Source organism: Xanthomonas floridensis, from assembly GCF_001642575.1.
Classification (GTDB): Bacteria; Pseudomonadota; Gammaproteobacteria; order Xanthomonadales; family Xanthomonadaceae; genus Xanthomonas; species Xanthomonas floridensis.
In genome coordinates, this window is the sequence record NZ_LXNG01000023.1 from 1 (window position 1) to 23,825 (window position 23,825).

Here is a 23,825-nt window from a genome sequence, read left to right on the forward strand (position 1 = left end):
CCCCCCCCCCCCCCCCACAGACGCATCCGGCGCCTGCTGCGCCGGGCAGCAGGCGAGTGACGTCGATACGCGGCAATGCACTGCGACTCTGGTTGCGATTCCGCACACCGCCTGCGCTGCACGACGGCCACATACAGCATGCTGTTGGCCGCTCCATGGTTGATTTGTCGAGGAATTACATGCGCTCTACACGCCGCTTCTGGACACCGACGCTGCTGGCATTGGCATTGTCCGTTTCCGCACACGCCGCCCAGCCCCCCGCCACGTTGTATCTCGGCGCGGACCTGTCCTACGTCAACGAGATGGAGGAGTGCGGCGTGCAATATCGCGAGAACGGTGTGGTTACCGATCCGTTCGAACTGTTCCACGCGCATGGCGCCAACCTGGTGCGGGTGCGGCTGTGGAACGATGCGCGCTGGACCAAGTACAGCGACCTCACCGACGTCAAAAAGACCATTGCGCGCGCACGTGCGCAAGGCATGCAGGTGCTGCTGGACCTGCACTATTCCGACGATTGGGCCGACGGCGAAAAACAGCTGATTCCCAAGGCCTGGTCCAGCATCACCGAGACCGACGAACTGGCCCGCACGCTCTACGGCTTCACCTACGACACGCTCAGCGCACTCGACCGCGCCGGGTTGATGCCGGAGCTGGTGCAGGTGGGCAACGAAAGCAACTCCGACCTGATGGACAGCCAGCCCTGGGACAAGAAACGCCCCATCGACTGGCAGCGCAACGCCAAACTGTTCAACGCCGGCATCAAGGCGGTGCGCGACATCAGCGCGCGCGCAACGATCAAACCGCGGGTGATGCTCCATATCGCCCAGCCGGAGAATGTGGAGCCGTGGTTCGCCGCCGCCACCAAGGCCGGCGTCACCGACTTCGACCTGATCGGCATCAGCTACTACCGCAAGTGGTCCACCCAATCGATGGCGCAGCTGGGCAAGACCATCAAGCGCCTGCGTGGCCGCTACGATGCCGACGTGGTGGTGGTGGAAACCGCCTACCCGTGGACGCTGGAGTCCGGCGACACCTCGCACAACCTGCTCGGCGAAGATTCGCTGATTGCCGGCTACCCGGCAACGCCGCAAGGCCAGTCCAGGTACATGATCGATCTCACCCAGCTGGTGATCGACACCGGCGGCGCCGGTGTCGTGTACTGGGAACCGGCATGGACCAGCAGCAGTTGCAAGACGCGTTGGGGCACCGGCTCGTCATGGGAGAACGCCAGCTTCTTCGACTTCAAACATGGCAATGAAGTACTGCCGGCGATCGACTTCATGCACCACCCGTACACTGGCGCGCCGCCTTCGTATGTGCCCGCAGCACACACGCCCGCATCGGCACAACCGGCAGGCGCCAGCACGAGGACACAGCCATGACCGGTATCAATCGCCGCGCGTTGCTGCGCGGCATGCTTGCAAGCAGTGTCAGCGCCGCACTTCCTGTCGGCACCGCTGCAGCCCTGGCGCCCGGCATTGCCGGCGCCGCATCGGCAACTGCCAAAAACACCGCGCCGGCTGGCCCGTTGGGTGACGCAACGCTGGCGCCACGCGAGCGGCTGTTATTCGATTTCGGCTGGCGCTTTCATCTGGGCCATGCCAGCGACCCGTCGCGCGATTTCGACTTCGGTACCTTCCAGCGCACCTTCGCCAAGGCCGGCAAGGACACCGCCACCGCTGCGCAACTGAGCTTCGACGACAGCAGCTGGCAACAGGTAGATCTGCCGCACGACTGGGCCGTGACCCTGCCCTTTCGCCCGGAGCCGATCTCCGCTTCGATGACCGAGGAAGACCCGGCAGCCGCGCATGGCTACAAGGCGCTGGGGACCAGCTTTCCGGAAAACAGCGTGGGCTGGTATCGGCGCACGCTGCAGATTCCCGCAAGCGACCTGGGCAAGCGCATCTGCCTGGTCTTCGACGGTGTGTTCCGCGATTGCATCGTGTTCTGCAATGGCCACATTGTCGGCCGCAATTCTAGCGGTTACTGCGGCTTCGAGGTCGACCTCAGCGAAGTACTCGACTACGGCAAGCCCAATGTCATCGCCGTGCGCGTGGATGCCACCCTGGGCGAAGGCTGGTTCTACGAAGGCGCCGGCATCTATCGCCACCTGTGGCTGCAAAAGACCGACCCGCTGCATGTGCCGCAGGACGGCGTGTTCGTGCGCAGCAGCATCGACTCCGGCAACGCCACCGCGCAGATCTCCACCGAAGTGCGCAATGACGGCACCGCGCCGCGCCAGTGCATCGTGCAGACACGCATCGCCGCGCCCGACGGTCGCGTGGTTGCGCAGTCGGCCAGCACGGCCATCACGCTGGCGCCGGGGCAGCTGCAGCAGATCGAGCAGACCCTGCCACTGGGCAAGGCCATGCTGTGGTCGATCGACACCCCGCAACTCTACAGCGCCACCACCAGCGTGCACAGCGACGGGCGCGCCACTGATGCGGTGGTGAACCCGTTCGGCGTACGCAGCATCGCCTTCGACGCACAACGCGGCTTCCTGTTGAACGGTACGCCGCTCAAGTTGCACGGCACCAACAACCACCAGGACCATGCCGGCGTCGGCACCGCCATCCCGGACGCCCTGCACGAATGGCGCCTGCGCCAGCTCAAGTCGATGGGCTGCAACGCCTACCGCAGCTCGCACAATCCGGCCACCCCCGAATTGCTCGCACTGTGCGACCGCCTGGGCATGTTCGTGATCGAAGAAACCCGCCGCATGTCCACCGACCCCGAAGCGATGGGCGAACTGGTAACCATGGTCCGGCGCGGGCGCAATCATCCCAGCGTCATTCTGTGGTCGCTCGGCAACGAAGAACCGCAGCAGGTGACCGAGCGCGGCGCGCGCATCGTGTCGCGCATGCAGCAGCGCGTGCGCCAGCTCGACCCCACCCGCCCCACCACCTTCGCCATGGACAAGGGCTTTGGCGACGGCGTGGGCCAGGTGGTGGACGTGGTCGGTTTCAATTACCGCACCAGCCAGATGGACGGCTTCCACGCGCAGTACCCGGACATTCCCATCTACGGCAGCGAAACCGGCAGCACCGTGTCGGTGCGCGGCAATTACCAACGCGACGACGCACGCGGCTATACCCGCGCCTACGACCTGGACCACCCGTGGTGGGCCAGCACCGCCGAAGCCTGGTGGAGCTACGTCGCCCAACGCCCCTATATCGCCGGCGGTTTCATCTGGACTGGCTTCGACTACCGCGGCGAACCAACCCCGTACAACCGTTGGCCCAATGTGGCCTCGCAATTCGGCGTACTCGATAGCTGCGGCTTCCCCAAGGACAACTACTGGTACTACCGCGCGCAATGGACCACCGAACCGGTGCTGCATCTGTTCCCGCACTGGAACTGGGACGGTCTGCTGCAACCCGACGACAACGGCCACCTCGCCGTCTGGTGCCATAGCAATCTCGACGCGGTGGAGTTGCTGGTCAACGGCGTCAGCCAGGGCCTGCAGCAGGTACCGGCCTACGGCCATGTCGAATGGCGGGTGAAGTACGCCCCCGGCGTCATCGAAGCGCGCGGCTATCGCGGCGGCACGCTGGTACTCACCGAACGCCGAGAAACGGCCGGCAAACCGGCAGCGATCCGCTTGAGTTGCGATCGCACCGCACTGCGCGCCGATGGCGAAGATGTGGCAGTGGTGAAAGTGGAGATTATCGACGCACAAGGCCGCCTGGTCCCCGTCGCCGATACGCAGGTACACTTCGCGGTCAGCGGTGCCGGCAAACTGATCGGCGTCGGCAACGGCAACCCGAGCAGCCACGAGGCCGACAAGGCGCCGCAGCGAAGGGCGTTCAATGGGTTGTGCATGGCGTTACTGCAGAGCACCCAGACATCCGGCGACATAGTGCTTCACGCCAGTGCAGCTGGGTTGACATCGGACACGCTACAAATGACAGGTAGAAAAGCCGCGTCCACGCCGCTGCTGAAATGATTTGGCACGTTTACGCAGCCACATCAATGCCATCGGCGTGTGGAGGAATTGATGTCGCTCCATCATCGCCCTGACGCCGTGCTCCCTTTGCCCGGAGCATGGCAGCGACGACTACGGTAAATAGGCGTAGCCGCAATGCGACGGCTTTCAGGCCTGCGGTATTCGATGAAACCGTCTTGCATCGGCCGTCCCGGCTCAATGACATCCAATGCGATGCCTTTGCGCTCGGCCCACTCGGCCAAAGCTAATGCGACAAACTCCGGGCCATTGTCTAGGCGAAGCTTAGCGGGATAGCCGCGCCAGGCTGCGGTGCGTTCCAAGGTGCGGATGACGGGGGCGACCGGAAGATTCAAGTCAACTTCGATCGCCAAGGCTTCCCGGCTGAAGTCGTCGATGAAATTGGACGTGCGAAAGCGTCGACCATCCCACAGCGCATCGGGCACAACTCCGCCACGGCCATGCCCGCGTCGGCCTGCTTGACAAACCCGATGATCTGCCCGCTGCTGAATCTGCTCTTCTTCATGTCCGTCCTCTTGGGATCACGGACTTTGTAGCTCCAGCTGGTACGGCTCAGTGGGCGCAGGTCAGGACAACAGCGCAATGACCTCCTCATCCTGATCGGGACGGCGCCGATAGCGCGCCGTCGAGCGAGCCACCCCAACCACCGCGCAGTCACGACGCTCGCTCCAGCCATGTTGATCGATGAGCCAGACAAGAAGCGGGCGGATGCGCGCCGGGTCTACAGCTTTTTTGCGATGACATCCTTGGGGGGCATGGTCTTCCATCGCGAGCTCGGCATGCATGCGTTTGAGCTTGCTGTGTTCGGTCTCCAGGTCGCGAAGGCGCTGCACATCAGATGCCTCCATGCCACCGCACTTGGACTTCCAGACATAGTACGTCGCGTCGGAAATACCCAACTCACGGCACACATCCTTGACCTGGCGGCCGCCCTCAACCTGCTTCAGCGTGGCGACAATGGGCTTTCTGTGAACTTGCTTTTGCGCATCGTTGGTCTGCTTGGTGCCCAGTGTGCCGGAGACCTCCAGTTATGGCTGGATCTATTTCACGGGAGGCTGACAATCGTGCGCTGACTTTTTTGCCGACCAAAGCCAAAACCAAATGGATACTAGCTCAACAGAGACTTGGGCCCGTGCTTTTTTCAATCTATGCCAATTTCTTGAGCCACGTTGTAATAAGTGCATAAAAGCGCGCCTTAAACCAGGAAATATCGAGAAAGAACATCGCATTTCCCGCCCTCCTGAAAAAATAAATGGCTTCAAATTTGGTAATTAATTGAGACAAGCAACTGCGCGCCACCACTTATCGAAACCAAAATAAATACATAACAATAAATTACACCGGGACTCACTGAAGAAATCAAGGCTATTTGTTGCAAATTGTGGCAAGAGCTGACACATCACCAGTTGGACCGTCGTTTATGTTCCCCTCACTTCCACCCGATGGCTATTTTAAATCTTCCTCGCTTACACAGCAGAGGCCGGGCCTCAACGCAATGATTACGGCAGTGGCAGAGAAAGCGCCAACACCTCAAATATTTATCGAGTGCGATCATCGCGCGCGATACATGCCTTCTTATAATTCCTATCCGAAGCGGCCCCACCATGAATGCATTAAGAGAAAGCAGGTACAACTATTCGTCCGCCGCACTCCTTGGAGCCGCACTCATCGGCGCCGCGATCTACTTCTACAGTATATCCGGCGCCACGCGAGATCAGAAATCAATGGAAGAAAGGCAACTTGCAACGCATCGCACTGTCACTGGTGGATCCATACCGGCCCTGAACTCATACCGGTTGGGGAATAGCTTGCGTTCTGGAAATTTCGTAGCGGATGAGCCTTATGAAGTGCCCTTCAGCGCGGAGAATGTTGTGGCGCACTTGAACGCATTTTTTGATAGATTCTACGCCCAACCACCAATGCCTCAATCTGAGATAGATGCCTTTACCGCTCAACTGACGAGAGCAATTGAGGCAAGCCCGGAGACCCAGAAGCGGGTTGCGAGTTTCTACGCGGCTATCCCTGGGAATCAGCCAATGCACCGCAATATGGTGCGTGACATGCTTGCCGGCAGTCCAGTGGGCAGGCAGATGATGCTGGATGAAGCAAAACGGGTTTGGTCAAGCAAGGACACGTCCCTTTATCAAGACATGTATGAAACTTACTACGGTTTTCGTGGACAAGCTTCTCACGCGATCATTTCCGACGCCGTGGCCCGGCTGAACGACACAGGTCTGGATAAGGGTACAGCAATTGCCGCCTTGAATCTGGCCAGCACTCTCGAAAAAGACGACACGGTTGAAGGCGGGCAATTAAGAAAGTCCGCCACATCCCAGATGGATTCACTTGCCTCTGGCACGGGAGATAGAGCAGTACGGGCGGTTGCCGCTCAAAAGCTCTATCAATTATCAACTCCAGAACATGCAGCGGATGCGGCAGTAGGATACATTCAAAAGGACAGTACCAACCCGTTATTACTCAGATTGACCCTTGATGCAATTAATAGCGGTGATGTCGAGCTAACACCTGCACTCCGATCAACACTGTCTAACGCCATGACAAGCGCCTCCACCGATCCCGCTCAACGCAAACATTTCAGTGAACTAGTCAGCGGCAAGTCCGCCGGCGCCACTAGCACTGGCTCTCAGTAACGACCGCGACCATCAAACGAACCTCTCAACATTTCAGTTAGATCGTCGATTGAATAAGAAAAGTCAACCAACCAGCACCAGCCAAAGTATTTGAGGCGCCAAAGCTACCTCTACATCAGCTAAATTTATTTCTTAAACTGATTTTGTTTTCATTTTTAAAATTAATATATACAACCCTCTACCTGTCCCTAAACATAGCCCACCCAGGACAATCCCATGTCAAGACATCGCAATAGCTTATTTCTGGCCACGGCCTCGTTTCTTGTGCTTGCTTACGCCAGCACTGCATCCGCCACACATGTTTCAAATAATTTCACGGGCTGGGTAGGCCATGACCAGAAGGCTTCCTTCTTCAACCCTAGTAGTTGGGCGTCGTGCAATACCGGCGAAGTTTGCGGCACAATCGAGGCCACGGTTGGGACGAGCCAGTGCCACGAACAATCGTTCGGCGTCGGTGCTAGCTTTGAGCCGCCAATCCCGCCGACCTGGGGAGTCTTCTCGTTAAGCGGCTCCGGTGGAATGTCGTGGAGTACGTGCCACGAAAGAAGCGAAACCTTTACATGCACGTCCTCTCACGGCATCCAGGTCAGAGGTGTGGAGCACATTGGAGAGCGTGTGGGGACGATAAAGCTTACAGGTGGCACACCAAATGAGGTACGCGTGCGGGCTGATCAGTCGTGCCCAGCTCACTGGCAGTTTACGCAATACATAGGGACTCGCGGAGGCAATCAGAAACAATGCATCTACAATAACCGCGGAGACACCGTCACCGGATATCTGCCAGAGTTTCAGCGCCTTAAATGCGACTGGCAATGGTTGCCTGGCCATCCGAGACCTGGCGAAAAGCCGCCGGCTTGACATGTATTGATAACAAAAGGTTGACCGGGCGAAGAGTTGTTATTTTCGGGCCTTGTTGCGCTAAATCCGCGCTTGCGTGGTTCGCAGGCGCGGCTCCCGTGTAGAAACCCGCGTGCAGCCACGTCGCAGCGAGTGATAATGCTCCCCCCCCCATACGCTCTGGCGAATTCTATCGCAAGAGGACGTTGGGGGTTCTTGGGGCGCGACCTAGAATCGCCGCGTCGCATACGAGGGCTGCGCTTTTAAGAGGCTCACCGCGGCCTCACGATTTAGACAGTCCATACACTGCAAACAGCTGTGCCGTTCAATTTCCGGCAACCAGGCACCACCGGCTCACAGATGTGTTGCAAGGCGGTGCTAGTAGTTGCCTGCTGCGGTCGTCGTACTGGTGGATAGGTGCAGGTACTCAAGCCCAAGTAACTTGGCTTTTGGTCGCGTGCCGGTCAACGCAGTTGTCCGCCAATGAGCGATCCAGCAAAGCAATGCGTTCACCCTCGCGATATGCGAGTGCGCCACTGCCGGTACGACGCTCTCCGGGCACCGCGCAGTCTCCACAACGCGCCCCAATTACACTCATGATCTCGTTGGAGTTCTCACGCAGGAACGTGCCGGCATTCAACACAGCGCGGTCAGGTGCCATGTAGTCGCCCCTGAAAAACCACTCTCAAGCACCAAACGCCATGGTCGCCGACCAGATGATGCTTGAGGACGTTGAGGAGCGCGCCCGCACCACCTGCCACCAGGCACGCAAGAATGCGATCCAGCGCAGCAGCCACCGCAGGTTGTCGCCAGCGGCGCAGCCGAGCACGTGCAGTGCATCGCCCTGGGTGCCTTTGAGATGGCAGCAATTCAAGCGGCGGTCCTGTCTCAGATGTCCGATCACCGGCTCCACCGCTTGATCCAGCTCCATCGCCGTCGAGCCAGCGTCTTGGCGTTGCCCCGATGCAGGATCTGCGCACCCTCCACGTCGCGCCCGCGATACCCCAGGTCCACGATCGCCACGTCGGGGTGACATTTACGCCCTGTAGCAACACGCGTGCCTGTTCCAGTTGCTCGGCCAGCGTGTCGCCGTCGTACCGGTTACCCGGGAAACTGCGCGCGCGCACGATCAAGCCTTTGCGCGCACTCACCGCAATGCCGACCTTGACCAAATTCGTACGGGCTCCTCGCCTTGTCCTTGCTGATGTATTCCCCTTCCGGCGCGTGCAACGCGCAGGGTCTTTGTGTGTCCCTGGGACGCTGTGTCAACAACCGGTGTACGCGCTCCAACCAGACACCGATGCGCTCACGCACCGACGGTTCCAGCTGGGCCAGCTTGCGTTGCAGATCGCGTAGTACGCGTCCCAGGATCGTGCGCTGGCGTCGCAGCACCTTGCGCATGCGCTTGAACTGGCGCGCATGCGCATAGCGCCCGGCCTTGCGGCTCAACGCCGGACCTTGCCGCGCATCGCTCTGTCGCAGTGCGATGCCATGGCGCTTGGTCAGCAGCACCAGCTTCTTGCGCGCAGCCTCAGGCAAACAGCTGTCGGTGGGATGGGCGATCGCTTTTTTCCTGCACGGTTGTATCCACGATCACCCGCGACACCTCAGCTGCATCCACCGCCTTCATCGCATGAGCGGTGTTGATCGTGTGCGCCAACAGCTCTTCCATACCGGCTTCGCCCAGGCGCTGTCGCCAACGTGTCAGGGAGCTGGAATCGCACGGCAAGCAGGTCTGGAACACCACCTCGCCGGTGAAAAACTGCCAGTACGGATTTTCCAGCCAGCGTTCGCACACCGCTTCATCGGACAGGTCGTAGGCGTGCTTGAGGTAGAGCAGCCCGGCGATCAGACGCATCGGCAATGCGAGTCGACCGCCTGTGCCGGTAATGACCGGCAACCGTGGCGACAGCGAATCCAGGCGGCGCGGGTCGTTGGCCAGTGTTTTCTTGTACGCAACATACGCAAGGCGCTGGGACAACAGCGCATCGCACGCCTTTTCCGCATGAACGGATCCAGATGCGAGACCGGCATCTTTCAGCAATGTGGCGTGTGCCAAGCGCAAAAATGCCTCGCCACAAGGATGCGCTCCCGCACGGCGCATGGCCGCGCGGAAGCACAAGCGCTCAACGCGGGCGCGAAAACGCACCGATCCCCGCGATTGACAACCGGTCGGCGGGCACCGCCGTTTCCGCAAACGACAGCCGTAGATAGCGTATCTGGCGGACCTCGGGGAAATTCAGGCGCTGGGTCGAGAGCGCATAGGCGATATTGGACAACTCGCCGGCGCCGGCGGGCTGCCAGTGCTGGCCATCTTCGCTGGTTTCGGCGCGATAGCCCTTCGGCGGCGCCGCACCGTTCATCACCGTGCGCGAGGGCGTGAGGCTGAAACCGGCCACCTGACGCAGCGCACCGAGGTCGATGGTTGCCCGCGCGGGATGGCCCGGCGTTGGTGCGGGCGTGACCCAGATCGTGCTGGCATCGTCGTCGAGCAATTTGTCCGCCCCTGGCGCGCTCGCCTCGACGATACGCCAGCCTGCAGTTGACAGCACATCCGGTGCGTTCGCCGTCGGCCGCGCGACCGGTACCGGCGCCACCGCACGGAACAGCGCGAATTCGCTGATGGCCGGGCACACCGGCGCCTCAAGCACCACCAGGCGCACACGCCGCGCGGCGATCGGGCGCTCCAGACGCACGATCCGCTGTGCACCGATGCACTGCGCTTCAGCCAGCCGCCGCCATTGCCCATCGACCTCGGCTTCGACCGCAAAGCGGGTGACGCGTACGCCCAGCGGCAGGTACTCGCGCAGCCGGATCAAATCGAAGCTGTGCACCGCCGACAGGTCCAGCGTCAGTGTCGGCGTGGTGATGTCATCCGGCGTGGACCAGTAGCTGTCCGGCTGCCGATCGAGCACGCGCGCCGGCTCGAACCCGGCACCGCGCGACGCGCTGGCGCTGGCCTTGGCGCCCTTGGCCAGATCGATGGCGAAGCTGGCGCGGAGCGCATCGCCGAAACTCTGCAGCACCGCCACGTCGTGGTCGGGAATGCGGCCGCGTCGGTCGGGCGGGAGATTGAGGTTCATGTTGGTGCCACGCGCCACCGAGGTGTCGAAATAGCGCACCAGATTCTCCGGGCTGCGCACCTTGCCGTCTTCATCGGCGTGGTAGAACCAGCCCGGGCGGATCGAGGTGTTGGTTTCTGCCGGCCACCACAGCGCCCCGCCGCGAACGCCGGAATTGCCGTTTTCCTGGGTATACGGGGCATTGGGCATGGTCGGCCAGCTCGGATCGCCGGCGATACCGTCCTCGTTACCACCCCACCGGATATCGGCGCCGAGCGGGTCGAAGGTGCAGGCCATCGGCTGGTGCCGATGCACCAGCTCGATCATTTTTGGCCAGTTGTAGTAAGCGGGCGCATCGATCTTGCGCGCTTCGCGCGCTCCACCGTAATAGCCGTCGCCACCATTGGCACCGTCGAACCAGAACTCGAACAGCTCGCCATAGCCGGTGCAGAGTTCGACGATCTGCTTGCGGAAATAATCGAGATAGCCGGGGCGCCCATACTCGGCGTGGTTACGATCCCAGGGAGAGAGATAGATGCCGAACGCCAGGCCGGCGCGTCGACACGCCGCGGCCATCTCACCGACGATGTCGCCTTTGCCGTTCTTGTACGGCGAGTTCCGGATGCAATGCTCGGTCAGGCGCGTCGGCCATAGGCAGAAGCCATCGTGGTGCTTGGCCGTGAAAATGAGCCCTTTCAGATTGCCAGCCTTGGCAGCAGCGACAATCTGATCGGCCGAAAAATCGCTGGGATCGAACCTGCGCGGATCTTCGTCGCCGTAGCCCCACTCCTTGTCGGTGAAGGTATTCATCGCAAAATGCACGAAGGCGTATTGCTCCCACCGATGCCACCGCAGCTGCCGTGCGCTAGGCACGGCGCCCCACGGCGCTGGGCCATTCGGACGCGGCGCAGCCGTCATTCGAGCGGCGGATGCGCCGAAACTTGTGGCAACGGCCACGACACCGGTGGCAAGAAAGGTACGACGATCGATCATTAGCGCCTCCAACTCTGCACGAGTCCGGATCTTAGCGTTTCCACCCGCAGAAGGGGTCTGGCCAGGAGCGATCGACGGTGGCGCAAGGCGCGAAAAGCCCAGTAATGCACTGCAGTCTTGCAATCGATCTGGCCGTTGTCGTCACCCGGACTCACGCCCAGTCCAAGCACTGCCGACGCAACCGCAACAGGCGTGCGCTCGACACTGCACGCGAAGCGCACAAGCGAAACCTTTCCTGCGTCCTGACCGGCATTCCTGCGAGTTCGGGCGAAACAATGCAATCCAAAGTCTCGTGACGGACAGGAAGGCGGCACGCAAGCGCTATCGATGTGTCTCGGCAATGGCAACGTAGCTATTGGCGAGCGCCGAGAGGTGACAACCGCCCCGCCATCAACGGACAGCAAATGGCGTGGTGCAATCAGTAGTAGCGGCGGCACGGCGTCGCTGGCAGCGTCCGTGCCCGCTTGACTCAAAGGCTTTGTCCTATGGACCCGGCATGCGGTCACACCGATGTCCCGGCGTCGGGCGGCTGGACAAACGCAACCGATGTCGCTTCCGCTCGAACCTCATGTCGACACCGCATGGCAGCTGGCCCGCGCCTTCAAAGCAACCACGTGAGAAAGGCGTCTTCAGTCACTCTACAGGGCACTAGGAGCTAATGACCTTGCCCTGTACGCCGTTGATCAGCCTGGCGCATCGTCCGATGAAGCGTTTAAATCGCGCGGGAAATACCGGCGAAATTTCTCTTCCCACGCCTGGAATTGCTCCAGCGTATAGCCATCCATCGGCCGTTCCACCTGCGCGGTCGCCTTGTTCTGCGCTACGACGGCAATGCGCTGGGACGACAATTCATCCCAGGCTTTTCTGAGCGCGGCAGGCTCGGGATGCGAGACCAGCATGGCCTCCAGCAAGGTGGCCTGCGCAACGCGCGCAGCCAGCAGGTCGCTGAGCGCATCGGTGACGGCCTGCATCCATTCGTGGTTCTGGGTATCCATGCGTGCATGTCGGACGTCGGTGTGGGCAGCGACTCTAACGCGGCCTCTGCCACGACCATGTGCAGTGACGGCCGAGCTCGCCGCTGCCGCAGGGTGCCACCTCAGCAGTCTGCAGGCCCGCTCACAGCGTCTGCCAGTCGGGTATTTCCCGACCTGTTGACAACGGCGACGCGGCGCTAAATCCGTTGGCCTTGACGGGATCAAGTTTCCAGGCCACGCGTCGTTATCCACGTTGCCGACCCGATCCTCATGCGATCTTCACACGACTGGTCTGACCGGCGCCTTCCAACCCTGGACTCGGGACTGCCGCATGACCTCCTTATTGCAACGCTATTCCGTCGGCCGCCGCCTTGGCGCCGCATTTGCCTTGTTGATCCTGCTGTCGGGTCTGCTGGTTGCCATCGGCTTGAGTTCGATGGCCAGCGCCAAGAAACAGCTGGATTTCATCGTGCTCGACCGCATGGCCAAGATCCAGATGGGCAACGGGATGCTGGATGCCAACTCGTCGATCATGATCGCGCTGGGCACCTACGCCATGGCCACCAGTGCCGAACTCGACAACCAGGCCCTGGAGACGATCAAGACCCAGCGCCAGCGCTACAAGGATCTGCGCGCAAAGCTCGACACTCTTTCCAGCTCCGAAGAAGGCCGCAAGATTCGCGCGGAGATGGACGCACTGCGCGCGGTCTCCGGCAAGATCAATGACGAAGTGATGACCCTGGCAGCGGCGGATGACAACACGCCTGCGCAGGCCCTGCTCAACCAGAAGGCGCGCCTTGCCAATACTGCCTGGCAGGACAAGATCCGTGAGTTGGTGAGCCGGCAGGAGCACCAAAGCCAGCAGGCCTATGCGGAAGCGGTACAGTCGATGAATCGCGCCAAGCTGCTGTTGCTGATCGGCGGGGTCGCCGTGGTCACGATCAGCGGCCTGCTGGCCTGGCTGATCACCCGCAGCCTGACCCATCCGCTGGCCCGCGCCACCAAGGCCGCCGAAGCGATCGCCAACGGCCAGCTGGACAATCAGGTGCAGACCGACGCCCAGGACGAAACCGGCCGCCTGCTGCGTGCCATGAGCGGCATGCAGGCCCAGTTGCAGTCCCTGTTGCGCGCGCAAGGCGAAATGGCCAAGCGCCACGATGACGGGCAGATCAGCTTCCGTATCGATGCCAATGCATTTCCCGGCGATTACGGCCGCATGGCGCAGGACACCAACACCCTGGTGGCCTCGCACCTGGCGGTGCAGACCACGCTCGCACGCATCATGGGCCGTTACGCCATTGGCGACCTGAGCGAGAGCATGGACGCGTTGCCCGGCGAAAAAGCCGTCCTCACCCAGACCATGAACGAGGTCAAGGCCAACCTGTCGGCGATGAACGCGGAGATCAAGCAGCTGGCGCTGTCGGCAGCCAATGGCGACTTCAGCGCGCGTGGCGATGCCGATCGTTTCCAATACGATTTCCACGTCATGGTCGACAGCCTCAACCAGCTGATGGCCACTGCCGACGGCAACCTGCAATCGTTGTCGACGCTGCTGCAATCCATCGCAGCCGGCGATCTGACCGCGCGCATGAGCGGCGACTTCAAGGGCGTGTTTGCACAGATGCGCGACGACGCCAACGCCACCGCAACGCAGCTGGCCGAGATTGTCGGGCGTATCCAGCAGTCGGCAGTGTCGATCAATTCGGCTGCCAGCGAAATTGCCGCCGGCAATCAGGACTTGTCGCAGCGCACCGAGCAGCAGGCCGCCAACCTGGAAGAAACCGCCGCCTCGATGGAGGAGCTCACCTCCACCGTCAAGCAGAATGCCGAACATGCGCGCCAGGCCAATCAGCTGGCGATCGGTGCGGCCAGCGTGGCCTCGCAAGGTGGCGATATCGTCAGCAAGGTCGTGGGCACCATGACCGGCATCGAGGCCTCGTCCAAGAAGATCGCCGACATCATCAGCGTCATCGACGGCATCTCGTTCCAGACCAACATCCTGGCCTTGAACGCCGCGGTGGAAGCCGCGCGTGCCGGCGAACAAGGGCGTGGCTTTGCCGTGGTTGCCAGTGAAGTGCGCACCCTCGCCCAGCGCTCCACGGCCGCGGCCAAGGAGATCAAGAGCTTGATCGACGATTCGGTCGAGCGCGTGTCCGAAGGCTCGGCGCTGGTGCACACCGCAGGCACCACCATGGCCGAGATCGTGGCCAGCGTGCAGCGCGTCACCGACATCATGAGCGAGATCTCTGCTGCCTCGCAGGAACAGTCGGCCGGCATCGAGCAGGTCAACCTCACCGTCACCCAGATGGACGAGACCACCCAGCAAAATGCCGCACTGGTGGAAGAAGCCACCGCCGCCGCCCGCTCGATGGAAGACCAGGCCGTGCAGCTCAGGCAGGCGGTGTCGATTTTCAAGATCGAAGCCGAACGCCCGTCAGCCATTCGCACTGCCGCACCCACCGTACTGCAGCCCAAGAGCAGGCCAGTGGCCACGCCCAAACGCGAGCTCGCCAAGGCCGCGGTCAAGCGCCCGGCCAGGCAGGCGGCAGTGGCAAGCATCTCAAGCAACAGTGCCGACTGGCAGGAGTTCTGAGCCGGCAGACGTTCCGGTCACAACCGCCCCGACGATTGCGCAATCGTCGGGTAGACGTGGCGAGTGTCGGGGGGTGAGATAGACCACTCACTCCCACACCACGGTTCCTGGGCACCTTCTCCGGCCGCCCGATTGCCAATCGGGGAACGTGCTCACCGCTTTCGATAACAAATGGTTAAAACACGAGGCCGGCTACGCAAGTGGCCGGCCTTGCGCCGTCATGGCAGCAGCCGCGCCTGAGATACGGGGTTGTATCGCAGATCCATTCGGGTCCCTGCCGCGCTACCAGCGCCCGCCAGCTCCGACTCTTCGCATCCCCCGGATCGCGATCCCGGGCCGCTAGCCGTAAACTTGCACGCCCCCGGCCGATGCGGCCGCCTCGGCCGCCGCCCGTAGTCTCACCGTTCGGACCTCACGTGCAGCGCGCACTGCGCGTCATCACCCGCCTGCCCTCCCGCGCCCAGTTTTCGGAACAACGTTCTTGCAAACCCCCGACAGCAAAGACAAACCCAAGCCCAGCACGGGTGCTCCCGAGCACACCCCGCTGATGAAGCAGTTCTTCGCCGCCAAGTCGGACTACCCCGACCTGCTGCTGTTCTTCCGCATGGGCGATTTCTACGAGCTGTTCTACGACGACGCGCGCAAGGCGGCCCGCCTGCTGGATATCACGCTGACCCAGCGTGGTAGTTCCGGTGGCGCACCGATCCCGATGGCCGGCGTGCCGGTGCATGCCTACGAAGGCTACCTGGCGCGGCTGGTGGCGCTAGGCGAGTCGGTGGCGATCTGCGAGCAGATCGGCGATCCGGCGCTGGCCAAGGGCCTGGTCGAGCGCAAGGTGGTGCGCATCGTCACGCCCGGCACGGTTACCGACGAGGCGCTACTGGACGAGCGCCGCGACACGCTGCTGATGGCGATCTCGCGTAGCAAGCAGGGCTACGGCCTGGCCTGGGCGGATCTGGCCGGCGGCCGGTTCCTGGTCAACGAGGTGGATAGCGTGGATGCGCTGGAAGCGGAGATCGCGCGCCTGGAGCCGGCCGAACTGTTGGTGCCGGACGAAGACAACTGGCCGGAATTCCTGCGTGGGCGCATCGGCGTGCGGCGCCGGCCGCCGTGGTTGTTCGATGCCGACAGCGGGCGGCGTCAGCTGTTGGCGTTCTTCAAGCTGCACGACCTGTCCGGCTTTGGCATCGACGACAAGCCCTGCGCCACCGCCGCTGCCGGAGCGCTGCTCGGCTATGTGGAGGAAACCCAGAAACAACGTCTGCCGCATCTGACCTCGATCGCGATGGAAGTGGCGAGCGAGGCGATCTCGATGAACGCGGCCACGCGCCGGCATCTGGAGCTGGACACACGCGTGGATGGCGACACCCGCAACACCCTGCTGGGTGTGCTGGACAGCACGGTCACGCCGATGGGTGGGCGCTTGCTGCGCCGTTGGCTGCATCGCCCGCTGCGCATGCGTGATGTGCTTGTGCAACGCCATCATGCAGTGGCGAGCCTGATCGATTCCGGTGCCGATGCCGACGTGCGCGAGGCATTCCGCGCGCTCGGCGATCTGGAACGCATCCTCACCCGCGTGGCGCTGCGCTCGGCGCGGCCGCGCGACTTCTCCACCCTGCGCGACGGTCTGGCGCTGTTGCCGAAGGTGCGCGCCATCCTGGCGCCGCTGGATTCGCCGCGCCTGCAGACCTTGTTCGCCGAACTCGGCGAGCACGATGCCACCGCGCATCTGCTGGTCGGCGCCGTGGCCGAACAACCACCGCTCAAGCTCAGCGATGGCGGCGTCATCGCGTCAGGCTACGACGCCGAACTGGACGAGCTGCGCCGCCTGTCCACCAACGCCGATCAATTCCTGATCGACCTGGAACAACGCGAACGCGCCAGCAGCGGCATCGCCACGCTCAAGGTCGGCTACAACCGCGTGCATGGCTATTACATCGAAATCAGCAAGGGCCAGGCCGACAAGGCACCGCTGCATTACAGCCGCCGCCAGACCCTGACCAATGCCGAGCGCTACATCACCGAAGAACTCAAGAGCTTCGAAGACAAGGTGTTGTCGGCGCGCGAGCGCTCGCTGTCGCGCGAAAAACTGCTCTACGAAGGCTTGCTCGATGCGCTGGGCAGCGAACTGGAAGGCCTCAAGCGCTGCGCTGGCGCCCTGAGCGAACTGGATGTACTGGCCGCCTTCGCCGAGCGCGCGCAGGCACTGGATTGGTCGCAGCCGGAACTGGACAACGCGCCCTGTCTGCGCATCGAACGCGGCCGCCACCCGGTGGTGGAAGCGGTGCGCGACCAACCCTTCGAACCCAACGATCTGGACCTGCACAGCGACCGCCGCATGCTCGTGATCACCGGCCCCAACATGGGCGGTAAATCGACCTATATGCGGCAAAACGCGTTGATCGTGTTGCTGGCGCATATCGGTAGCTTCGTGCCGGCCAGCCGCGCGGTGATCGGGCCGATCGACCGCATCCTCACCCGCATCGGCGCCGGCGACGACCTGGCGCGCGGGCAATCCACCTTCATGGTGGAAATGGCCGAAACCAGCTACATCCTGCATCACGCCGCACCGCAGTCGCTGGTGTTGATGGACGAGATCGGCCGCGGCACCTCGACCTACGACGGCCTTGCCTTGGCCGATGCCGTGGCGCGCCATCTGGCGCACAGCAATCGCTGCTACACGCTGTTTGCCACGCACTATTTCGAGCTCACCGCGCTGGCCGACGAATCGCATGCCGGCGGCGCCAGCGGCATCGCCAATGTGCACCTGGATGCGGTGGAGCACGGCGAGCGCCTGGTGTTCATGCACGCGGTGAAAGATGGCCCGGCCAATCGCAGCTTCGGCCTGCAGGTGGCCGCGCTGGCCGGCCTGCCCAAGGCAGCGGTGATGCAGGCACGCCGCCGGCTGGCCGAGCTCGAACAACGCGGAGGCGAAAGCCATAGCGCGCAGATGGCGCCGGCGGCACTGGATGCGCCGCAGCAGTTCGGGCTGTTCACCGCGCCGTCCTCCGCGGCGCAGGACGCGCTGCAGGCGCTGGACCCGGACGAGCTCACGCCCAAGCAGGCGCTGGAAGCGCTGTATCGGTTGAAGGCGTTGCTCTGACAGCACCACCAGGACCGCGCAGCGATCCTGGCAGACAGCGTTCCTGACAGATGCCCTTCCGCTGGAATGATGCGAGGGGCATCCGGCACTGACGGCACGTCGCGGTCGCCTCGCGCCGCTACGCAGCCGCAGGGAGACGAATCCGCTATCAAGCCCAGCCGGCAGCGTGACGTTGCGCGCAACCAGCCGCGTCACCTGCCACGCGCTCGGAGAGCGCGTGCACTGTCCTCGCTTCAAACGCTGCAGAGCTCGGCCTCTTCGACAGCCCACCGTGCCGCCCCGGTGTACTGCACCGCCCTGCCGGCGCGAGTCCAGCCATCGCGCGCAGTGCCGGCTACACCTCTTCCAAGCACCGCGATGAATGGTGACCGGTGATCAGCCAGCGACCGTCGATCTCCTCGAACGTAAACAGAAAGCGCGCATGCACCGGTTCGCTGACGTCGCCGCGCTCGAACACGAAGGTGTAAAGCCCGCCGATCACCACCGTGCCCAACTTGGCACTCACCCGCTTCTTCTGCACGGTGACGCCGCAGCTCAGCCCATCGGCGGCCAGGAACGCAGCGAAGTACGCACGGCGGTCCGCATCGCGCCCACGGATATCGTCCGAGAGCGTCGGCACCAGGATGGCGTCCGGCGCGTACAGGGCCAGCACGGCCTCGATGTCCCGGCGCCCCACCGTCTCGGTCCAGCGCAGCAGCATCTTGTCCGCTTCGGCCAGGGCAGTACGCGGCGGTGCGCGCGGTGGTCACGGGACTGTGGTCGGCAAGGGTGGCATGGGTGGTCATGGCAACGGTGGTCATGGCAACTCCTGGAGGTGAAGTGGAACAACACATTGCGCGTTATTGTTACTTTATAACACATCACCTAGTCCAGGCATCCGCCTCCACGCACTGACGCCGGTAATCCCGCAACACGCCTCGCCCGGCGGCACGTCCACGCTGCGGTGCTGCGATTCCCCACTCCGGCGCACGCGGCGTGCTGCGACCACCCGGCTCCGCACTCAAGCGACAGCAGGCGCACACGCGGCACCACGCAGCTCTTCGCCAATTGCTCTGGACGCCAGACGGGCGCACCCTGCCGCAACGCTCAACAGGAACCGGGACCGATGACCATTTCCGATTCGCTCACCTCGCAACTTCTCGCGCAGCTGCAGGGCCCGCACCTGCAACAACTCGCTGGCCGCCTGGGGATCACGCACGATCAGGCGCAATCGGCGGTACAGACCGCGCTGCCGCTGTTGATGGGCGCCCTGGGCCGCAACAGCCAGCAGGCCGGCGGCAGCGACGCGTTGTTGGGTGCACTGCAGCGCGACCATGCCGGCAGCCCCGACATCGGCAGCCTGGTCGGCGCGCTGTTCGGCGGTACCGCCAGCGGCGCGCCGGCCAACGGCGCCGGCATCGTTGCCCATCTGTTCGGTGCCAAGGCGCCGCAGGCAGCCGCCGGCCTGGGCCAGGCCACCGGCCTGGAACCCGGCAAGGCCAGCCAATTGCTGCAGCTGCTGGCCCCGGTCGTGATGGCGTATCTGGCCAAACGCTTCGCCGGCGGCGATGCAACGGCCGGCAGCCAGCTCGGGCCCGCACTGGCGCAGGAACAGCAGCACGTCAATACCGGCGGGGCTGGCGGCCTGCTGACCAGCGTGCTGGATCAGGACGGCGACGGACAGCTGGGCCTGGGCGATGTCATGAAGCTGGGCGGCAGTCTGTTCGGCAAGCGCTGAGCGCTCTGCCGCTTTGGCACCCACATGCTATCCATAGCGACGCGCTATCGATACGTTTGAATCATTCGAATTCAATAAACGATCGGCGGTCTTTATGGTGTCCCCACGCTTCCATAAGATGTGCCCGCTCGATGCAGCCCGTCCGTCCACTCCGATCTTCCCGGTATTCCGGCCGCTGCAGCCACCCGCTAGCATCGGCAGAGCCCAGGCGGCGCCATGCGCGGCTCCTCTGCTCGCTGTTTCACCGATGACCATGCCCTGAGTACTGCCCGCCACTTCGATCCCTCAGCACGTGCCGGCCGTTCGGCACGCTGCTCCCCAAGTGCCCACGCACACAGGTAAACGCCATGACAACCGAAGCAAAGTGCCCGTTCAATCACGCCGTCGTCGGGACCGGCACGACCAATCGCGACTGGTGGCCGAACCAGCTGCGCGTGGATCTGCTGAGCCAGCATTCGAACAAGTCCAATCCGCTGGGCGAGACCTTCAACTACGCCGAGGCGTTCAAGCGCGTCGATCTGCAGGCGCTCAAGCAGGAACTGCGCGCACTGATGACCGATTCGCAGGACTGGTGGCCGGCCGACTTCGGTCACTACGGCCCACTGTTCGTGCGCATGGCCTGGCATAGCGCCGGCACCTACCGCATCGGCGACGGGCGCGGCGGCGGCGGCCGTGGGCAGCAGCGTTTCGCGCCGCTCAACAGCTGGCCGGATAACGTCAGCCTGGATAAAGCGCGCCGGCTGTTGTGGCCGATCAAGCAGAAGTACGGCCAGGCGATCTCCTGGGCCGACCTGCTGATCCTCACCGGTAACGTCGCGCTGGAATCGATGGGCTTCAAGACCTTCGGCTTCGCCGGTGGCCGCGAAGACACCTGGGAACCGGATCAGGATCTGTACTGGGGCCGGGAGACCAAATGGCTGGGCGGCGACGACCGCTATTCGCGCGGCTCGCCCGGCGTGGACGAAGCCCACGGCGTGCTGGTGAAGGACGACGACAGCGAAGTACCGCACACCCGCGATCTGGAGAACCCGTTGGCCGCCGTGCAGATGGGCCTGATCTACGTCAATCCGGAAGGACCGGACGGCAAGCCGGACCCGGTGGCCGCCGCACGCGACATCCGCGACACCTTTGCGCGCATGGCGATGAACGACGAAGAGACCGTGGCGCTGATCGCCGGTGGCCACACCTTCGGCAAGACCCACGGCGCCGGCCCGGCCGATAACGTCGGCGCCGAGCCCGAAGCCGGCGAGCTGGAAAGCCAGGGCCTGGGCTGGCACAACCGCTACGGCAGCGGCAAGGGCGCCGACACCATCACCAGCGGTCTGGAAGTCACCTGGACCACCACGCCCGCGCAGTGGAGCAACGACTTCTTCGACCACCTGTTCAAGTTCGAGTGGGAACTGAGCAAGAGCCCGGCCGGCGCACACCAGTGGGTGGCCAAGAATGCCGATGCCATCATTCCCGATGCGCACGATGCATCCAGGAAGCATCGCCCGACCATGCTGACCACCGATCTGGCGCTGCGCTTCGACCCGGCGTATGAAGCCATCTCGCGTCGCTTCCATCAGCACCCGGACCAGTTTGCCGATGCCTTCGCGCGCGCCTGGTTCAAGCTCACCCACCGCGACATGGGCCCGCGCTCGCGCTACCTGGGCGCGGACGTGCCGGCCGAGGAACTGCTGTGGCAGGACCCGGTACCGGCCGTCGATCACGCCCTGGTCGATGCGCAGGATGCCGCCGCGCTGAAGCAGACCATCCTGGCCTCGGGCCTCACCGTGGCGCAGCTGGTCTCTACCGCCTGGGCCTCGGCGTCCACCTTCCGTGGCTCGGACAAGCGCGGTGGCGCCAACGGCGCACGCCTGCGCCTGGCACCGCAAAAGGATTGGCAGGCAAACCAGCCCGAGCAGCTGGCCAAGGTGCTCGGCACATTGGAGCGTATCCAGGCCGACTTCAATGCCGCGCAATCGGGTGGCAAGAAGATTTCGCTGGCCGACCTGATCGTGCTGGCCGGTAATGCGGCGGTGGAACACGCCGCGCAGGCAGCGGGCCAGCAGGTGACCGTGCCGTTCGCACCGGGCCGCACCGATGCATCGCAGGAACAGACCGATGTCGAATCGTTCGCGGTGCTGGAACCGGTGGCCGATGGCTTCCGCAACTTCGCCAAGCGCCGCTACGCAGTGCCTGCAGAAGCATTGCTGATCGACAAGGCACAGTTGCTGACGCTGACCGCGCCGGAGTTGACGGTGCTGGTGGGCGGCCTGCGCGTGCTGGGGGCCAACGCCGATGGCTGCACGCATGGCGTGTTCACCAACCGCCCCGGCGTGCTGAGCAACGACTTCTTCGCCAACCTGCTGGATATGCGGACCGAGTGGAAGGCCACCTCCGACGCCAAGGAGCTGTACGAAGGCCGCGACCGTAGCACCGGCGAGCAGCGCTGGACCGGCACGCGGGTGGACCTGATGTTTGGCTCCAACTCCATCCTGCGCGCGGTAGCAGAGGTCTACGCAAGCGCAGACGCACAGGAAAAGTTCGTGCACGACTTCGTCGCTGCCTGGACCAAGGTGATGCAGCTGGACCGTTTCGACCTGGCATAAGCCGCTGGATCGCTGGGCCTGTCTTTGGCACTGGCAGTCAGACAAACGCCCCGGACAACCGGGGCGTTTGTTTTGCGCGACGCACTGATCGTCGTGGCCATGCGGGGTGATGGTGAGGTGTTGATGGAACGGCAGACAGGCTTGCCAGGCCACTTCCTGGTGCCAGGCAACGGCGCGCCAAAGGCTGTTTGGCAACACGCAGCGTGACTGACTGTTCGATCACAACGCTCTACCGGACCACCGGGCGGACTGCACTTGCAGCGACACCCGAACGCACCGCACCACTGCATGCAATCACGCAGAAAGCCGGCCCCAGGGCATTTACTGGTTCGACACTCCTACGCCTTGCCTTGCGTACCACCGGGCAAAGCATCAGTGAGGTGCTCGATCGCTATAGCGCGTCGATATCGCCCAAGGCGTTGATCAAGCGGCGCGCGCGCTTGTCTGGCTTGCCTTCCGGCGCCCGGTAACCGGTGCGTTCGGCAGCGCGTTGCAACCGCCACTGCGCGCGTGCTTCGCGCGATGGTTCGCCCTCCACGTACAGGGCCTGCGCCACCGGCGCCGGCCCGCGGACGTCGCTGAGCCCGGCCACCGTGATCTCGAAGATTTCGCCGCCCCGGTCGATGCGCAGCTGCTCGCCGCAGCGCAGGCTGCGCGAGGGCTTGGGACGCTGGCCGCCCACGTCCACCTTGCCGGTGTCGACCGCGTTCTTGGCCAGGCTGCGCGTCTTGAAAAAGCGCGCGGCCCACAGCCACACATCCAGCCTGACCGTCGTGCCCTGTTCCAGCTCCGGATTCATGCGTCTTGCTGTCTCGCTCTGCCTGGTAACCGATGTTTGGGCAGCGCTGCGGAACTCAAGCTGGACCGTCAACCTTGCGATGGTGACCGATTGCGTGGTCGACGGTCGGCGTGCCCCCATCCGCCCTGCGGGCACCTTCCCCCGCAAGCAGGGGAAGGGACCGCGGGTGGGCATGCGCAACGCCAATCCAGCAAACGCTCGCCAGCCCCGACCCGTCTTCCGCCTGCGGGAGAAGGTGGCGCGCAGCGCCGGATGAGGGACACGCCCCTGCTCTGCAGCGCATCCCGAACAGCCGGCGCAACACCGCTGAAAAGGTAGTCACCGCTGGTGTCAAACGGAGAGCGCGTCCAACGAAACTTGCAGCGCCCCCCATCCGCCCTGCGGGCACCTTCACCCGCAGGCGGGGGGAAGGAAGCGTTGCGTGCGCCCATCGCCAAGCATCCGCCAGCCCCAGCCCTTCTCCCGCTTGCGGGGGAAGGAAGCATTGCGCGCGTCCATCGCCGATCCGACAGCACCCGTCAGCCCGGACCCTTCTCCC

At 63.4% G+C, this 23,825-nt stretch carries 11 protein-coding genes and 4 pseudogenes; 7 read left to right on the forward strand and 8 right to left on the reverse strand.

The window, feature by feature from the left end; genetic code table 11:
* Positions 1-179: 179 nt before the first annotated feature.
* Both A7D17_RS13605 and galA read left to right on the forward strand, forming a co-directional pair.
* Positions 180-1,382, forward strand: coding sequence for a glycoside hydrolase family 53 protein (locus A7D17_RS13605; RefSeq protein ID WP_064509576.1), 1,203 nt, complete (start codon positions 180-182; stop codon positions 1,380-1,382).
* On the forward strand, positions 1,379-3,946 hold the full coding sequence (gene galA, locus A7D17_RS13610; protein ID WP_064509577.1) for a beta-galactosidase GalA: 2,568 nt from the start codon (positions 1,379-1,381) through the stop codon (positions 3,944-3,946). The genes A7D17_RS13605 and galA overlap by 4 nt, the downstream gene beginning before the upstream one ends.
* Before the next feature lie 152 nt (positions 3,947-4,098).
* Here the strand turns inward: galA and A7D17_RS22925 are convergent.
* From A7D17_RS22925 to A7D17_RS13615, 3 pseudogenes are all read right to left on the reverse strand, one after another.
* Positions 4,099-4,386 (reverse strand): annotated as a pseudogene (locus A7D17_RS22925) (DDE-type integrase/transposase/recombinase); the annotation flags it as partial.
* Positions 4,386-4,469, reverse strand: a pseudogene (locus tag A7D17_RS25310) (transposase); the annotation flags it as partial. The pseudogenes A7D17_RS22925 and A7D17_RS25310, both read right to left, overlap by 1 nt.
* Positions 4,470-4,536: 67 nt before the next feature.
* Positions 4,537-4,952 (reverse strand): annotated as a pseudogene (locus tag A7D17_RS13615) (transposase); the annotation flags it as partial.
* Between the two features lie 616 nt (positions 4,953-5,568).
* On the opposite strand from A7D17_RS13615, the gene A7D17_RS24130 reads away from it, so the two are divergent.
* Complete coding sequence (locus A7D17_RS24130; RefSeq protein ID WP_153041947.1) at positions 5,569-6,615, forward strand: hypothetical protein; 1,047 nt, start codon at positions 5,569-5,571, stop codon at positions 6,613-6,615.
* A 1,522-nt stretch (positions 6,616-8,137) separates the two neighbouring features.
* Here A7D17_RS24130 and A7D17_RS22930 read toward each other — a convergent pair.
* From A7D17_RS22930 to A7D17_RS13640, 3 genes and pseudogenes are all read right to left on the reverse strand, one after another.
* A pseudogene (locus tag A7D17_RS22930) lies at positions 8,138-9,367 on the reverse strand (IS5 family transposase); the annotation flags it as partial.
* Positions 9,368-9,578: 211 nt separating this feature from the next.
* Complete coding sequence (locus tag A7D17_RS13635; RefSeq protein ID WP_064509578.1) at positions 9,579-11,507, reverse strand: alpha-L-fucosidase; 1,929 nt, start codon at positions 11,505-11,507, stop codon at positions 9,579-9,581.
* Between the two features lie 683 nt (positions 11,508-12,190).
* A complete protein-coding gene (locus A7D17_RS13640; RefSeq protein WP_064509579.1) occupies positions 12,191-12,502 on the reverse strand; it encodes a hypothetical protein in 312 nt (103 codons plus the stop codon).
* Between the two features lie 310 nt (positions 12,503-12,812).
* On the opposite strand from A7D17_RS13640, the gene A7D17_RS13645 reads away from it, so the two are divergent.
* Both A7D17_RS13645 and mutS read left to right on the forward strand, forming a co-directional pair.
* The gene (locus tag A7D17_RS13645; RefSeq protein WP_064509580.1) at positions 12,813-15,074 is read left to right on the forward strand and encodes a methyl-accepting chemotaxis protein; all 2,262 of its coding nucleotides are present in this window, start codon (positions 12,813-12,815) and stop codon (positions 15,072-15,074) included.
* A 547-nt stretch (positions 15,075-15,621) separates the two neighbouring features.
* Complete coding sequence (gene mutS / locus A7D17_RS13650; protein WP_323208749.1) at positions 15,622-18,177, forward strand: DNA mismatch repair protein MutS; 2,556 nt, start codon at positions 15,622-15,624, stop codon at positions 18,175-18,177.
* Positions 18,178-18,511: 334 nt separating this feature from the next.
* Here the strand turns inward: mutS and A7D17_RS13655 are convergent, their stop codons facing one another.
* Positions 18,512-18,877: an SgcJ/EcaC family oxidoreductase gene (locus tag A7D17_RS13655; protein WP_082861986.1), complete on the reverse strand. Its 366-nt coding sequence runs from the start codon at positions 18,875-18,877 to the stop codon at positions 18,512-18,514.
* Between the two features lie 405 nt (positions 18,878-19,282).
* Here A7D17_RS13655 and A7D17_RS13660 point away from each other — a divergent pair, with 405 nt between their 5' ends.
* Both A7D17_RS13660 and katG read left to right on the forward strand, forming a co-directional pair.
* Positions 19,283-19,894: a DUF937 domain-containing protein gene (locus A7D17_RS13660; protein ID WP_064509583.1), complete on the forward strand. Its 612-nt coding sequence runs from the start codon at positions 19,283-19,285 to the stop codon at positions 19,892-19,894.
* A 347-nt stretch (positions 19,895-20,241) separates the two neighbouring features.
* Positions 20,242-22,488 carry a catalase/peroxidase HPI gene (gene katG / locus A7D17_RS13665; protein WP_064509584.1) on the forward strand — a complete coding sequence of 749 codons (2,247 nt, stop codon included), beginning with the start codon at positions 20,242-20,244 and terminating at the stop codon, positions 22,486-22,488.
* Positions 22,489-22,879: 391 nt separating this feature from the next.
* Here the strand turns inward: katG and A7D17_RS13670 are convergent, their stop codons facing one another.
* Positions 22,880-23,287, reverse strand: coding sequence for an RNA-binding S4 domain-containing protein (locus A7D17_RS13670; RefSeq protein WP_064509585.1), 408 nt, complete (start codon positions 23,285-23,287; stop codon positions 22,880-22,882).
* Positions 23,288-23,825 lie beyond the last annotated feature (538 nt).